10 protein-coding genes are annotated in these 13,878 nt (G+C 70.1%); 7 read left to right on the forward strand and 3 right to left on the reverse strand.

The window, feature by feature from the left end; genetic code table 11:
* The first annotated feature begins 303 nt into the window (after positions 1 to 303).
* From dxs to DXZ73_RS31805, 3 genes are all read left to right on the forward strand, one after another.
* Entirely contained in the window at positions 304 to 2,262 is a 1,959-nt protein-coding gene (gene dxs / locus DXZ73_RS31795; protein ID WP_116214420.1) for a 1-deoxy-D-xylulose-5-phosphate synthase, read from the forward strand.
* 314 nt (positions 2,263 to 2,576) lie between these two features.
* Positions 2,577 to 4,073: an amino acid permease gene (locus tag DXZ73_RS31800; RefSeq protein WP_116214421.1), complete on the forward strand. Its 1,497-nt coding sequence runs from the start codon at positions 2,577 to 2,579 to the stop codon at positions 4,071 to 4,073.
* Positions 4,074 to 4,161: 88 nt separating this feature from the next.
* A complete protein-coding gene (locus DXZ73_RS31805) occupies positions 4,162 to 5,685 on the forward strand; it encodes an ArnT family glycosyltransferase (RefSeq protein WP_116214422.1) in 1,524 nt (507 codons plus the stop codon).
* Here DXZ73_RS31805 and DXZ73_RS31810 read toward each other — a convergent pair.
* Positions 5,657 to 6,058 carry an NTP pyrophosphohydrolase gene (locus tag DXZ73_RS31810; protein WP_116214423.1) on the reverse strand — a complete coding sequence of 134 codons (402 nt, stop codon included), beginning with the start codon at positions 6,056 to 6,058 and terminating at the stop codon, positions 5,657 to 5,659. The genes DXZ73_RS31805 and DXZ73_RS31810 overlap by 29 nt on opposite strands.
* Positions 6,059 to 6,203: 145 nt before the next feature.
* Here DXZ73_RS31810 and DXZ73_RS31815 point away from each other — a divergent pair, with 145 nt between their 5' ends.
* Positions 6,204 to 7,286: a hypothetical protein gene (locus DXZ73_RS31815; RefSeq protein WP_116214424.1), complete on the forward strand. Its 1,083-nt coding sequence runs from the start codon at positions 6,204 to 6,206 to the stop codon at positions 7,284 to 7,286.
* Positions 7,287 to 7,636: 350 nt separating this feature from the next.
* On the opposite strand, the gene DXZ73_RS31820 is transcribed toward DXZ73_RS31815, so the two are convergent.
* Positions 7,637 to 8,218, reverse strand: coding sequence for an Imm32 family immunity protein (locus DXZ73_RS31820; RefSeq protein WP_162890399.1), 582 nt, complete (start codon positions 8,216 to 8,218; stop codon positions 7,637 to 7,639).
* Positions 8,112 to 9,191, reverse strand: coding sequence for an RHS repeat-associated core domain-containing protein (locus tag DXZ73_RS31825; RefSeq protein WP_116214426.1), 1,080 nt, complete (start codon positions 9,189 to 9,191; stop codon positions 8,112 to 8,114). The genes DXZ73_RS31820 and DXZ73_RS31825 overlap by 107 nt, the downstream gene beginning before the upstream one ends.
* Before the next feature lie 164 nt (positions 9,192 to 9,355).
* On the opposite strand from DXZ73_RS31825, the gene DXZ73_RS31830 reads away from it, so the two are divergent.
* From DXZ73_RS31830 to DXZ73_RS31840, 3 genes are read left to right on the forward strand one after another with little or no spacing between them, the layout of a single operon-like run.
* Positions 9,356 to 10,966, forward strand: a complete 1,611-nt coding sequence (locus DXZ73_RS31830; RefSeq protein ID WP_205519268.1) for a glycosyltransferase family 2 protein — start codon at positions 9,356 to 9,358, stop codon at positions 10,964 to 10,966.
* Positions 10,963 to 11,955 (forward strand): glycoside hydrolase family 26 protein, encoded by a 993-nt coding sequence (locus DXZ73_RS31835; RefSeq protein ID WP_116214427.1) that lies wholly within the window; start codon positions 10,963 to 10,965, stop codon positions 11,953 to 11,955. The genes DXZ73_RS31830 and DXZ73_RS31835 overlap by 4 nt, the downstream gene beginning before the upstream one ends.
* Positions 11,955 to 13,817 carry a glycosyltransferase family 39 protein gene (locus tag DXZ73_RS31840; RefSeq protein WP_240351582.1) on the forward strand — a complete coding sequence of 621 codons (1,863 nt, stop codon included), beginning with the start codon at positions 11,955 to 11,957 and terminating at the stop codon, positions 13,815 to 13,817. Before DXZ73_RS31835 ends, DXZ73_RS31840 begins: the two co-directional genes overlap by 1 nt.
* Positions 13,818 to 13,878 lie beyond the last annotated feature (61 nt).

Here is a 13,878-nt window from a genome sequence, read left to right on the forward strand (position 1 = left end):
TGGTGGCACGCGTCGAACGTAGCGACGCCCGTTCCCAAGGAACAACCGAGCGAACAGCAAAGGCTTCCTATCGGCGGTATCGGCCCGCCGCCGTGCCGCCACGGGGCGGAAAGGGGCCGATAGGGCGGAATCCCTTGATCCGGTCGCTTGTCCCCGGCCGTCTTTTCGGGCGGTTTGTGACCTTGCTACGCCGATCGCGTGACTTAGCTCGCACCACCCGTTCACCGCCATCGCGGGCGGAACATTAGACTCGACAGACCGGCAAGCTCGACAGGCTCGTACAGCTCGATGAAGGAGGCACGGGTGGCGCTGCTGACCCGCATCAGGGGACCGCGCGATCTGGACCGGCTGAGCCCGGAGCAGCTCGACCGGCTGGCCGCGGAGATCCGCTCCTTCCTCGTCGACGCCGTGGCCAGGACCGGCGGCCACCTCGGCCCCAACCTCGGCGTGGTCGAGCTCACCATCGCCCTGCACCGGGTCTTCGAGTCGCCGAAGGACAAGGTCCTCTTCGACACCGGGCACCAGAGCTACGTGCACAAGCTGCTCACCGGCCGCCAGGACTTCTCCAGGCTGCGCGCCAAGGACGGCCTGTCCGGCTACCCCTCGCGCGCCGAGTCCGAGCACGACGTCATCGAGAACAGCCACGCCTCCACCGTCCTCGGCTGGGCCGACGGCCTCGCCAAGGCCAACCAGGTCCGCCGGTCCGGCGACCACGTCGTCGCCGTCATCGGTGACGGCGCGCTGACCGGCGGCATGGCCTGGGAGGCGCTCAACAACATCGCCGTGGCCAAGGACCGCCCGCTGGTCATCGTCGTCAACGACAACGAGCGCTCCTACGCCCCGACCATCGGCGGCCTCGCCAACCACCTGGCCACGCTCCGCACCACCGACGGCTACGAGCGCTTCCTGGCCCGCGGCAAGGACCTGCTGGAGCGCACCCCGGTCCTCGGCAAGCCGCTCTACGAGACGCTGCACGGCGCCAAGAAGGGCCTCAAGGACTTCATCGCCCCGCAGGGCATGTTCGAGGACCTGGGCCTGAAGTACATCGGCCCGATCGACGGCCACGACATCGAGGCCCTCGAGTCCGCCCTCCAGCGCGCCAAGCGCTTCGGCGGCCCCGTCATCGTGCACTGCCTCACCCAGAAGGGCCGCGGCTACAAGCCCGCCGAGCAGCACGAGGGCGACCGCTTCCACGGCATCGGCGTCATCCACCCCGACACCGGCCTCCCGGTCTCCTCGGGCGGCGCCGACTGGACCTCCGTCTTCGGCGACGAGATGGTCGAGCTCGGCCGCGAGCGCGAGGACATCGTCGCGATCACCGCGGCGATGCTCCAGCCGGTCGGCCTGGAGAAGTTCGCCAAGGCGTTCCCCGACCGCGTCTACGACGTGGGGATCGCCGAGCAGCACGCGGCGACCTCGGCGGCCGGGCTGGCGACGGGCGGCCTGCACCCGGTCTTCGCGGTCTACGCGACGTTCCTCAACCGCGCCTTCGACCAGGTGCTGATGGACGTGGCCCTGCACAAGTGCGGCGTCACCTTCGTCCTGGACCGGGCCGGGGTCACCGGCACCGACGGCGCCTCCCACAACGGCATGTGGGACATGTCCATCCTCCAGGTCGTCCCGACCCTGCGCATCGCCGCCCCGCGCGACGCCGACCAGGTCCGCGCCCAGCTGCGCGAGGCCGTCGAGGTCAAGGACGCGCCGACCGTCGTGCGCTACTCCAAGGGCGCGGTCGGCCCCGCCGTCGAGGCCGTCGGCCGGATCGGCGGCATGGACGTCCTGCGCGAGCCCGCCGCCGGCACCGTCCCCCATAGCCTGAACGGCATGGGAGGTACCCCCACTCCCGACGTCCTGATCGTCTCCGTGGGCGCCCTCGCCCCCATGTGCCTGGAGATCGCCGCCCTGCTCGACCAGCAGGGCATCTCCTCGACCGTCGTCGACCCGCGCTGGGTCAAGCCCGTCGACGAGGCCCTGCCGGGGCTCGCCGCGCGGCACCGGGTCGTGGTCACCGTCGAGGACAACAGCCGTGTGGGCGGCGTCGGTTCGGCCGTCGCCCAGGCGCTGCGCGACGCGGACGTCGACCTGCCGCTGCGCGACTTCGGCATCCCGCCGCGCTTCCTGGACCACGCGTCGCGCAAGGAGGTCATGGCGGAGATCGGGCTGACCGCGCCGGACATCGCGCGCCAGGTGACGGGGCTGGTGTCGAAGATCGACGGCCGTTACGAGGAGGCGGAGCCGGCCGCGGAGCCGGTGCGCGACTGAGCGGGCCTGGCGAAGTCCGATGCGGTTCGGTGCCGCCCCAAAGGGGCGCGGGGAACTGCGCGACCAGCCACGACGCGCCCGCAGATGACGCACCGGACTTCCAGCGGAGCGCTTAGGCACCCTCCCCGGACCTCGGTCCTCGAACGCACTACCCACCTATCCGAGTGGAAACGCGCCCCGTCCGCATACCGCGGGGCGCGTCCCATCGGGTGAATCCTGACGACGGTGGCCGGGCCCGACCCCGCGTGGGCCCGAACATCGCGGACACTCGCTCAGTTCACGGATGAGCGACGGGTCGAGCAGGAGGTGGGCCGATGAGTACGGAACAACCCCTCAGGAACAGCCCCGGAAGGCGCGGCGTCTTCCGGACCAAGACGGTGGAGCGGTGCATCCAGGACACCGAGGAGCCCGAGCACGTGCTCCGGAAGTCCCTGACCGCCCTCGACCTCACCGTGTTCGGCGTCGGCGTCGTCATCGGCACGGGCATCTTCGTGCTCACCGGCAAGGTCGCCAAGGAGAACGCGGGCCCCTCGGTGGCCCTCGCGTTCGTCCTCGCGGGCGTCGTCTGCGGGCTCGCCGCGCTCTGCTACGCGGAGTTCGCCTCCACCGTGCCGGTCGCCGGGTCCGCGTACACCTTCTCGTACGCCTCCCTCGGCGAGCTGCCCGCCTGGATCATCGGCTGGGACCTCATCCTGGAGCTGGCCCTGGGCTGCGCGGTCGTCGCCGTCGGCTGGTCCGGCTACATCCGCTCGCTGCTGGACAACGCGGGCTGGCACCTGCCGACGAGCCTCCAGGGCACCCACGCGGGCCGCTTCGGCTTCGACGTCCTCGCCTGCGCGCTCGTCCTCGTGCTCACCGCGATCCTGGTCCTCGGGATGAAACTGTCCTCCCGGGTGACGACCGTCGTCGTCGCCATCAAGGTCACCGTCGTCCTGATCGTGATCGTCGTCGGGGCCTTCTTCATCACCGGCGCCAACTACCACCCGTTCATCCCCCAGTCCGTCGGCACCAAGGCCGGCGGCGACATCAAGGCCCCGCTGGTGCAGCTGATGTTCGGCTTCGCGCCGTCGAACTTCGGCGTCATGGGCATCTTCTCGGCCGCCGCCGTGGTCTTCTTCGCGTTCATCGGCTTCGACATCGTCGCCACCACCGCCGAGGAGACCCGCAACCCGCAGCGCGACGTGCCCCGCGGCATCCTCGGCTCGCTCGCCATCTGCACGGTCCTCTACGTGGCCGTCTCCGTCGTCGTCACCGGCATGCAGCGCTACGACCAGCTCTCCACCGACGCCCCCCTCGCCGACGCCTTCAAGGCCACCGGGCACCCCTTCTGGGCCGGACTGATCAGCTTCGGCGCGGCCGTCGGCCTCACCACCGTCTGCATGATCCTGCTGCTCGGCCAGAGCCGGGTCTTCTTCGCGATGAGCCGGGACGGGCTGCTGCCCAGGATCTTCTCCCGGGTCCACCCCCGCTACGGCACGCCCTACCGCTCCACGATCCTGCTGGGCGTCGTCGTCTCCGTGCTCGCGGGCTTCACCTCGATCGACGTCCTCGCCGAACTCGTCAACATCGGCACGCTCTTCGCCTTCGTCGTCGTCGCCCTCGGCGTGATCCTCCTCCGCCGCAACCGCCCCGACCTGCACCGGGCCTTCCGCACCCCGCTCGTCCCCCTGGTGCCCGTGCTGTCCGTCCTGGCCTCGCTCTGGCTGATGCTCAACCTGACCGCCGAGACCTGGCTGAGGTTCGCGGTCTGGATGGCGCTGGGCTTCGTGATCTACTTCGTCTACGGGCGCCGGCACAGCCGCGTGCCCTGAGGGCGCCCGCCGGGCGGGCACGGACCACGCGCCCGCCCGGTGCCCACGGACCGCGCCGCCCCGAGGACGTACCCCTAGGTTGACCCGCATGCCCGTCGCGCAGCGCGCGGCCGCCCCGGCCGCCGCCCCCGTACCGCACGCCCGGACCCCGCGCGGGCCCGTGGCCCCGCCGGGGAACCGTGACACCTTCTGGCCGCGCCTGCTGCCCGTCCTGGCGGCCCTCGCCGTCGTCACCCGGCTGCCGTCCTTCCTGCGCCCCCTGTGGAACCCCGACGAGGGCTTCCTCGCCACCGAGGCCCGCATGCTCGCCCACGGCGCCGTCCTCTACCGCACCGTCGTCGACCGCAAGCCACCCGTGCTGCCCTGGCTCTACGAACTGTGCTTCGCGCTCTTCGGCGACCGCTCGCTGCTGCCGCTGAAGGCCCTCGCGGTCCTCGCCCAGCTGCTCACCGCCGTCCTGCTCGCCTCGCTCGCCCGCCGCCGCTGGGGCGAGCGGGCCGGGCGCGCGGCGGGCGCGCTCTACCTCCTGGTGTCCATCGCACTCGCCCCCGAGGACACCCAGGCCGCCGCCTTCGAGGTGTTCATGGTGCCGTGGACGGTGGCCGCCATGTGGTGTGCGGACCGCCGCCGTTGGGGCGCCGCCGGACTCGCCGTCGCCGCCGCCGTGCTCACCAAACAGACCGGGGGAGCGGTCCTCGCCCCCGTCCTGCTGCTGCTGTGGACCGCGCGCCGCAGGGCCGTGGGAGCCGCCGCCCTGGCCCTCGGCGTGCTGCTCCCCACCGCCGCCGTCGCCTGCGCCACCGGGCCCGCCCGGCTGCTGTTCTGGTCCGTGACCGGCTCCGGGACGTACGCCTCCGCGGCAGGCGCCGTCGCGCTCGCCGTCGGCCAGGCGGTGTCCAACACGAGCACCCTCGCCGTGGGCTGCGCCGGGCTGCTCCTGCCGGTCGGCCGCCGGCTGCTCCAGGGCCGCCGCGCCGCGCCGCCCGAGCTGTGGCTGTGGCTCGCCGCCTCGGCCGTGGCCGTCGCCACCGGTTTCCACTTCTTCGGCCACTACTACCTCCAGCTGATCCCGCCGCTCACCCTGCTGGGCACCTCGGCGCTGGCCGCCCTGGACGGGCGGCCGCTGGGCACCTCGCTCGCGCTCTCCGCCCTCTCCTGCGCGTTCTTCCTGGGCTGGGGGCTCGCCGACCAGCCGCCCGACCTGCCGCACACCCTGAAGGTGGCCCGCGCGGTCCGCGAGCGCACCGCGCCCACCGCCCGCGTGCTGTGCTGGGGCATGCACCCCGAGACGTACTGGCTCGCCGACCGCCCGCCCGCCGGGCGCTTCCTGACCGCCGGGCTGCTCACCAACTACAGCGGCGGGCGCGGCCCTTCACACGTCGGCGAGGCGTACGGCGTGCCGGGCTCCTGGCCCGTCTTCCGGCACGAACTGGCCCGCCGCCCACCCGCGCTCATCGTCGACGACTCACGCGGCAAGCCGTACGGGCCCGCCCGGCTGCCGTCGCTGCGGGCGGTCCTGGACCGGGGGTACGAGCGGGTGGGCACGGCCGACGGCGCGGTCCTCTACGCCCTGGCGGCGGGGCTTACGGACGCACCGCGCGCGGCCCCGTGACCTCGGCGCCCAGGGCCTTGACGCGCTCGCGCAGTTCGCGGTCCGCGGTGACGACCACGCAGCGCCGCCCCGGCGCCCGGTCCGCCACCAGCTGGACGATCCGGTCGTCGCCGCTGCCCGCCGCCTCCGCCACCCGGACACCCGGCACCGGGGCCACGCCGCGGGCCGCGCCCTCCACCACCAGTACGATCTCCGGCGGGGACGTCAGCGCTGGTTCGACGGCTCCCGGCGGCAGGCCCGCGCCGCCGCCCTCCGCCGCGTGGGCGACGAGCCGGTCCCGCAGCCGCTCGGCCGCACCGCGGCGGTCGCGCCACCAGCCGTCGGGAACCGAACCGACGACATTCGCGCCGTCCACGACGAGGAGAGGGGTCATGCCGACAGCCTCCCACGCCAATTCCGGGCGGAATTCGGCGGCGCGCACGATGTTATTGTCGAGGGTCTACAAAAGGGGTCCGCGCAGCGCGCAATCGAGCCCGAGTGCGGAAATGCCCGAGTGCGAGAAAGGCTGGCAGCGAGACATGGCAGTGCGTACCGCCACCCCGGTAACCGGCTGGCTACTGCGAGGCAGGGACGGCCGTCTCACCGCCTATGCGCCGGCCGAGGGCGGTGTCGCGCGCTGGACCGAGACCCGGCCCGGCGGGCCCGGGTGGACCGGCCCGGAGCTGCTGCCCGCACCCGGCCTGGACCCGCACCTGTCCATAGCGCGGAACGACCAGGGCTATGTGTATCTGGTCGGCGTGCGCCGCCGCACCGTCCCCGGTGACGAGGGCGACTGGACCGCGACCGAGGTGGTCTATGCCACACAGCTCCAGTCGGGCCGCCCGGCCACGAACTGGCGGTCGATCGGCACGCCCCACGGCCAGGACTGGGACCGCGCGGCGCAGATCGGCGCCCCGACGGTGGTCGTGGACTCCGTGGGCCTCCACGTCTTCGTACGCAACGCCGGTGGCGGAGTGTGCGGCCGCCACATGGACGCCCGCGGCATCTGGGGCCCCTGGACCGACATGAAGGGCAGCCACGTCCTCGACGGCATGTCCGCGGCCGTGACCTCCACCGGCCGGGCCGAACTCCTCGCCCCCGCGGCCGAGTTCGTGCTGCGCTGGCAGCAGGACGAGCCCGGTGGCGCGTTCCGGCGCCTGCGCAACATCCCCGCGAAGCCGGCGCCCGCGACGGCCGCGTCCGTCGCGACCGCCGACGACCGGATCACCCACTTCTGGCGGGAGGCGGCGGATTCGGCCCTCCACACGGCGCTGCCCGCGGCCGACGCGACCGACGACGAGCCGGCCGGCGCTTCCCTGGGCACCGTCGGCACCGGTCCGGTCGCCGCGCTCCGCACGGCCCTCGACGGCCACGACTGCACGGTCCTCGCACAGCGCGCGCTGTCCGGCCTGCCGGCTGTCGCCGTCTTCCCCAGCGGGGACGAGACGGTGGGCGGCCAGTGGTCGGAGACGGGCGAGGACTTCGCGGGGGCGCCGGCGCTGGCGCTGGACGCGGAGGGTCGGGTGACGGTGGCTGTTCTCGGGGCGGACGGGCATCTGCGGGTGGCCCGGCAGAACATGTCCGAGCCGGGGCTCGCGCTGGGGGATTGGGTGCGGGTGTAGCCAGGGCCTGGCTGTGGCCGGGACTTTGCCCGGCTGCTGGTGCGTCGCGCCTGTGGCGGGCTTTCTTCCCCAGCCTCGCCTACTTCCCGGCTGAGGGTTCGGCCGGCGTCTGCAGCGGGGCTCGTTCCCCAGCCCCGCCCTTTCCCGAAACCGATGAGAGCGACTCTGCGAACCAGGTTTCAGCTCATCCGGTCGCACGGGGTGACCGTGCCGCTGGTGAACTCTATGAGCGCGCACGACATGTTGCGCCGGCGAAACTGATGGCCTGATGGCCGAATACGTGCAGCCCCGGTGTTCGGGACCAATGGTTCCGAACACCGGGGCTGCAGTCATTCAGTGTCAACCGGTAGTCAGCCCAGGAGGCAGACTACGAGAGACGTCGAATCGGGAGCCAGATAGTAATGGTCCGGAAAGTATTCGATGTGCAAGTGGTCTGACGGCAGCGACTTGGCGCCGAACTGTTCGATGTTCTCGCCGAGGACCTCAAGCCAGCGCGGCTCCCGCCTGCACATAGGGCGGGCTTCGGTCCTGCCCGTGGTCGGGTCGGTCGCGAGGACCTTTTCGCCGATCTGGATGTCCTTGATCGGCTTTGTGGATCCGTCGGCCATCACCACCAGGGTTTCCGGGGTGAAGCTGTTCGGGACGGGGCACGTCCCTCCGGCGGCAGCATGCTCGAGCTTGCCGGCCATCCGCACGGCCTTCGCCCCGCGCACCGCCCCGGTGGAACCCGGGACGAAGATGCTCGCGACCGTCACCGCCGTCCACAGGCACGCCTCGACGTCGCCCTTCGTGGCGCATGCGACGGCGTCGTTGATGCCGGTGACTTCAGCCGTGAAGTCCCACGCCGCCTTCAGATACGGCGCGGCGGTCTGGGCGAACTCGGATACCGCCGTGATCGCGGTGTCGACCGCGGAGACCATCTTGGCGCTCACGTCGGACACGATCTTCGTGACCTCGGTGGCCACCTTGGCCACGTCCTGGACGACCTGCTTGGTCTCCTGGACGATCATCGCCGGCAGATTGACCGCCGCGGACACCGCCGTCTTCATGCCGGCATAGACCGGACGAAGCGCCTTGGCCAGGACCGGCAGCGGGTTGTGCGCCGCGATGTACTTCTTCGCGGCGCGGGCCTTGTCGCTGATGTACCTCTTGCTCTCGCGGTAGATCTGTGCCGCGGATTTGTAGACCCGAGTGGACTGGTTCCATCGGATCCGCGTTCGCGTACGTGTAGCGGTTCGCCTGTACGGACGGGTTGGGGTCGAGCGTCATCGAGTCGCGCGACGTGAATGCCCCGGTCCCCGATTCGTGCCACCGCGCAGCCATGTCGACCTGCTTGGACGACGGGTCCGTCCAGTCGCCCTGGTAGCCGATGGAGATCTGCTCGCCGGCCGTGTCCGTCACCTTGCCGAACGGGTCGAAGCCCACCGACGAAGCGAGCTGCTTCGGGTCGGACTCCTTCGCGTCCACCGTGCCGACGACGTCACCGTGGCGGTCGTCCATCGCGAGGCGCGTCGTGCCGCCCTGCGTGACGGAGATCAGTTCGCCCGTCAGACCACGGCTGTAGACACCGCGCCCGTCCGCGACGACATCGTCGCTCAGACCCGAGTACGTGTGCTCGGTGCCGTCCCGGTCGACCAGGCGGCCGAACGCGTCGTACTCGTAGGAGATGTCCCCCTGCTTGGCCAGCCGGCCGAAGGCGTCGAAGCGGCTCTCCTCCGCGAGGCCGGAGGACGACGAGGACTTCGGGGTACCACGCGGACTGTACGTGTACGTCGAATCGCCGTCCGTCTGCAGCCGGTTGCGCGCGTCGTACGTCGCCTTGCGCTCGCCGGACTGGACGCGGTTGCCGGCGAGCCGCCTCCCCTTGCCGATCCATGAACCCGACAAAGCTGCCATGTCTGTCATGGGCGGCGATCGTGGATTCCGAGTAAGAGGAATCGGTTGCTCCGATGCTGCAACTTTGACACCCCTTTACGAGTTATATACTTTCATCGTGCATTGGTTCAGACCAGTGGGCGTTAGGTGTCGGGGTGGGGATGAGTCGGGCCGGTCGGCCCGGAGGGGTTCAGATGAGTTCAGTTCGGCCCGCCCGTACGGGCGGGCATCGGGCGCGTTCCGGTGGGGGCCGGCGGCGCGCCGCGCACGGCAGGGTCGCGCACGGCGGGTTGTTGCCGCAGCCGCCCACGGATCGCGAGAAATACGCGTATGTGAAGCGGCACCTGTGGGTGTTGACTCTGAGTTCGTTGGTCAGCTTCATCTGTCTCGTGCTCAGCCAGTTCAAGCTGGCGCTCTCCACGCCGCTTCTGTGGGTCTATGTCCCGCTGCTGTTCTTTACCGTTGTCTACTACTTGATTTCACTTCGGGTGAACGCTGTCACCCGTGATTTCGACATCGAGAACCATAAGCGCCTGGTCCGGAACTGGCGGCCTGCCGAGTACCCCTCGGTCGACGTCTTTCTCCCCGTGTGCGGTGAGCCCATCGAGGTGCTCCACAACACGTGGACTCATGTGCGTGCCCTGGCCGACCGGTATCCGGGCGTCTGTGTGCCGTTCGTCATGGATGACGCCGCCAGCCCCGAACTGGCCGCCATGGCAGCCGACTTCGGGTTTCGCTACGGCACCCGGCCGAACCGTGGCTGGTTCAAGAAGGCCGGAAACATGCACTTCGGCTATGGGCAGTCCGACGGAAAGTACATCCTTATTCTCGATGCCGACTTCGCGCCTCGTGCCGACCTCCTGGAAGAATTGCTTCCGTATATGGAGGACGACGAGCGGATCGGGATCGTCCAGTCGCCTCAGTACTTCCGGGTGCTCGACTCGCAGAACTGGATCGAACGAGGTGCGGGAGCCGTTCAGGAGCTGTTCTACCGATCGGTCCAGGTCTCGCGGCAGGGCAGCGACGGCGCCATCTGCGTGGGCAGTTGCGCGGTCTACCGGCGGGCGGCCCTCGACACCAACGGCGGCACCACGCTGATCGAGCACTCCGAGGACGTGCACACCGGCTTCGATCTCCGGGGCCTGGGCTGGGACCTCCGCTATGTGCCGATCGCGGTGTCGACCGGGGTGTGCCCGGACACCGCCGGAGCGTTTTTCAACCAGCAGTACCGCTGGTGTTCCGGGTCGATGAGCCTGATGTCCAGCCGGAAATTCTGGAAGGCGAAGATCCGGCTCTCCAGCCGGCTCTGTTACCTGTCCGGTTTCTTCTACTACATCCACACGGCACTGTTCACCTTCGCGGCACCGGTCATCCCCGTCGTGCTGCTGCTGACCATGCCGGACAAGCTGAAGGTCGAGCATCTGCTGCTCGTCCTGCCCAGCATCGTGTACACCACCATCATCTTCCCGCTCTGGCACAAGGCGCCCTACCGGCTGGAGGCTTGGTCGGCCCGCATGATGTACGGCTGGGCGCACGTCTTCGCCATCTGGGACATCCTCCGCAAGAACCGCATGGGATGGCAGCCGACCGGCTCCTCCGGTGCGAAGAAGAACAAGACCCGGCGATTTTGGATCGGGATGTGGGTGTGGAGCGGTGGCACCGCGCTCATCTGGGTGGGCGCCGCCGTCTGGCGCATGTTCACCATGTACGCCCCCGACTTCGCCCTGATTCTGTCCTCCGGTCTGTTCTATGCCCTGGTCGTCGGCCGGGTCCTGGTCCAGCCCCGAGCGGAGAACGCCGCATGAGACCTCGTATATCCCGTACCGCCACCGCTGCGGCGCTGTTCGCCGCCGTGGTGGCCCCCCTGGCAGGCTGTTCCTCCGCGGAATCCGGTGCCGGGGCGCGGCCCGCGGCCAAGGCGGCCGAGGAGTTCGTCAAGCCCTATGACCTCCGCCCCCTGATCCAGCCCCGCAAGAAGTACTTCGGTGCCGCGGTGGAGAAGGCGCCGACCTCCATGGCCGCGGTGGACAAATACACCGACATGGTGGGCAAGAAGCCGAACCTGCTGGAGTACTACGCTGCCTGGGGCGACGACTTCAACGCCGTAGGCGTGCGTAACGCCTGGGAGGCCGGTGCCCTGACGGTGGTGTCCTGGGAGCCTGCCGACACCACGATCGCCGACATCGCCGACGGCAAGTCCGACGACTACCTCAAGAAGTACGCGGGGTCCGTACGGAAGCTCGGCCTGCCCATGGCCATCAGCTTCGCGGACGAGATGAACGGCCACTGGGAGACGTGGGGAACCAAGCACGTCAAGCCCGCCGACTACGTCCGGGCCTGGAAACACCTCCACGAGGTCTTCGACGAGGCCGGTGCCACCAACGTCATCTGGGCCTGGTCGCCGAACATCGTCAACTCGGTCAAGAGCATCGACATCGAGCAGTACTACCCCGGTGACGCCTACGTCGACTGGGTGGGTCTGGTCGGCTACTTCACCTCGTACGAGAGCAACGCCTTCGACTACGTCTTCGGCCCGACCATCAAAAAGGTCCGCACGTTCAGCAACAAGCCCTTGCTCATCCTCGAGACCGCGGCGGAGCCGGGCGCACGCCGTCGGGCCGACGTGCAGAACCTCTTCAAGGGCGTCACCGACCGGGACGACATCATCGGCTTCATCTGGTTCGACCACAACAAGCGCGCCGACTGGCGGCTGGAGGTCAGCCCGTTGGCGCTGGCCGAGTTCAAACGACTGGCAGCCGATGATTCCTTCGGCTTCGACGTGCGGAAACCGTGATGGAACCTTCGATCGACGACCCCTGGGGACGCGGGTACCGAGTGCCGGAGCAGCAGGACGGCCACACGCCCGACCACAACGACCCGTACTACGACATGGGCTGGGCCGGCGGGCAGGTCACCGTGCCCGAGCAGCAGACGTACGACCCGTACACCACCTCGACCGCGGAGCCGTACCAAGCGGCGCAGTACGCCGCGCCGTACGCGCAGTACCACGCGCCGTACGAGGAGCAGCAGGCCCACCAGGTGGCGCAGGTTCCGCAGCAGCAGCCGCGGCAGGACGCCTCGCCCACCGAGCACGGACAGCGCACCGCCGACCTCGAGCCGGCGTACCGCATCCCGCAGACTCCCGACGCCGGCTGGGACATGGCCCACAGCAAGCGCCGCGGGTGGGTCAGCCGGGCCGTGCTGCTGTGCATCCTGGCCATCCAGGCGGTGCTCTCCCTGCGGCTGAGCAACACCGCCTTCCAGGACGAGGCGCTCTACCTCTACGCGGGCCACATGGAGCTCGACCACCTGCTCCACGGCGCCGAGCTCCCGATCGACTACAACGCGTACTTCTCCGGCTCGTCGTCGCTGTACCCCGTGCTGGCGGCACTCGCCGACTCCGCGTTCGGGCTGGCCGGAGCGCGCGCCCTCAGCCTCGCCTGCATGCTGGGCACCACGGCGCTGCTCTACTCCTTCACCCGGCGGATGTTCAACGAACGGGTGGCGCTCGCAGCGGCAGCCCTGTTCGCCGTCACCCAGTCCACGATCGTGCTGGGCAATTTCGCGACGTACGACGCCGCGGCGCTCTTCCTCCTCACGCTGGCCACCTGGATCGTCGTGAGGACGGACCGGGCGTCTGCCGCCGCCGTGCTGCTCGCGGCCCCCGTCGCGTCCCTGGCCGTCGGAGTGAAATACGCCGCCGCCCTCTATCTGCCGACGATCCTCGTGCTCGCCGTGCTCACCGCCTGGCCGCACCGGGGCAAGCGGTCCCTGTGGCGGGGCGTGGCACTGGCCGCGGGCATCGCCGCGCTGCTCGGCATCGCGCTGCTCGCCTCCGACGTGCTCACCGGCATCCAGAAGACCACGACCGGCCGTGAGCACGGCACGGAGAGCGCCTTCGCCCTCCTGCAGAGGTCGGCCGGGTGGGGCGGGCTGCTGTTCGCCACCGCATGCGTCGGGGCGATCTCCTACGCACGCCGCGGCCGCATGAACGAGTCGCCCCGGTCCCTGAGCATGAGCGGGCCCGGTCGGCGCCGACGGGTCATGATCGGCATCGTGCTCTGCGCCACGGCCCTGCTGGCTCCCGCCTATCAGATGTACCTGGGCACCGGGGTGTCGCTGTTCAAGCACGTGGGGTTCGGACTGCTCTTCGCGGCTCCCATGGCGGGAATCGGCGTGAGCCGCCTGGTCGGTGCGCACTTCCGGTATCCACAACTGGGCATCCTGCTCTGGGTCGTGATGCTCTGCGTGGGTCTGGCCCAGTCGACCTGGCGCTTCGGGGTCTGGCCGAACTCCACGCAGCTGGTCGACGTACTCCGCCCGTACGTGAACGACAAGGGACGCTACCTCGGCGGCACGCACGAAGTGGCCGTGTACTACCTCCGCGGGCAGACCAGCCAGCGGCAGTGGACCCCGACCGACAACATCAGCTACCAGGACTCCCGCGGCGCCACGCACACCGGCGAGGACGGGTACAAGCGGGCGCTCGACGACGGGTGGTTCGACCTCGTCGTGCTCGACGGGCTCGCCACCGGCGGCACCGATGCCCTCATCGCCGACAACCTCAAGGCGAACGCGCGCTACCGGCTGCTGGCCACCGTCCCCTTCGAGAACTCGTCCGGCAGCGGGGCCTACCGCGTGTGGGTCAAGCGCTAGCGATCTGTCCGCGTTCAGGGGGCTGTCCGCTCCCAAGGAATCGTCACAAGGAGAAGCCGTG

The organism is Streptoverticillium olivoreticuli subsp. olivoreticuli (assembly GCF_003391135.1).
GTDB classification, from domain to species: domain Bacteria; phylum Actinomycetota; class Actinomycetes; order Streptomycetales; family Streptomycetaceae; genus Streptomyces; species Streptomyces blastmyceticus.

Bases quoted from the DNA above. Each gene is read 5' to 3' on its own strand.
- DXZ73_RS31800 (WP_116214421.1), top strand. From the start codon at position 2,577: ATGAGTACGGAACAACCCCTCAGGAACAGCCCCGGAAGGCGCGGCGTC.
- DXZ73_RS31805 (WP_116214422.1), top strand. From the start codon at position 4,162: ATGCCCGTCGCGCAGCGCGCGGCCGCCCCGGCCGCCGCCCCCGTACCG.
- DXZ73_RS31810 (WP_116214423.1), bottom strand. From the start codon at position 6,058: ATGACCCCTCTCCTCGTCGTGGACGGCGCGAATGTCGTCGGTTCGGTT.
- DXZ73_RS31815 (WP_116214424.1), top strand. From the start codon at position 6,204: ATGGCAGTGCGTACCGCCACCCCGGTAACCGGCTGGCTACTGCGAGGC.
- DXZ73_RS31825 (WP_116214426.1), bottom strand. From the start codon at position 9,191: ATGACAGACATGGCAGCTTTGTCGGGTTCATGGATCGGCAAGGGGAGG.
- DXZ73_RS31830 (WP_205519268.1), top strand. From the start codon at position 9,356: ATGAGTTCAGTTCGGCCCGCCCGTACGGGCGGGCATCGGGCGCGTTCC.
- DXZ73_RS31835 (WP_116214427.1), top strand. From the start codon at position 10,963: ATGAGACCTCGTATATCCCGTACCGCCACCGCTGCGGCGCTGTTCGCC.
- DXZ73_RS31840 (WP_240351582.1), top strand. From the start codon at position 11,955: ATGGAACCTTCGATCGACGACCCCTGGGGACGCGGGTACCGAGTGCCG.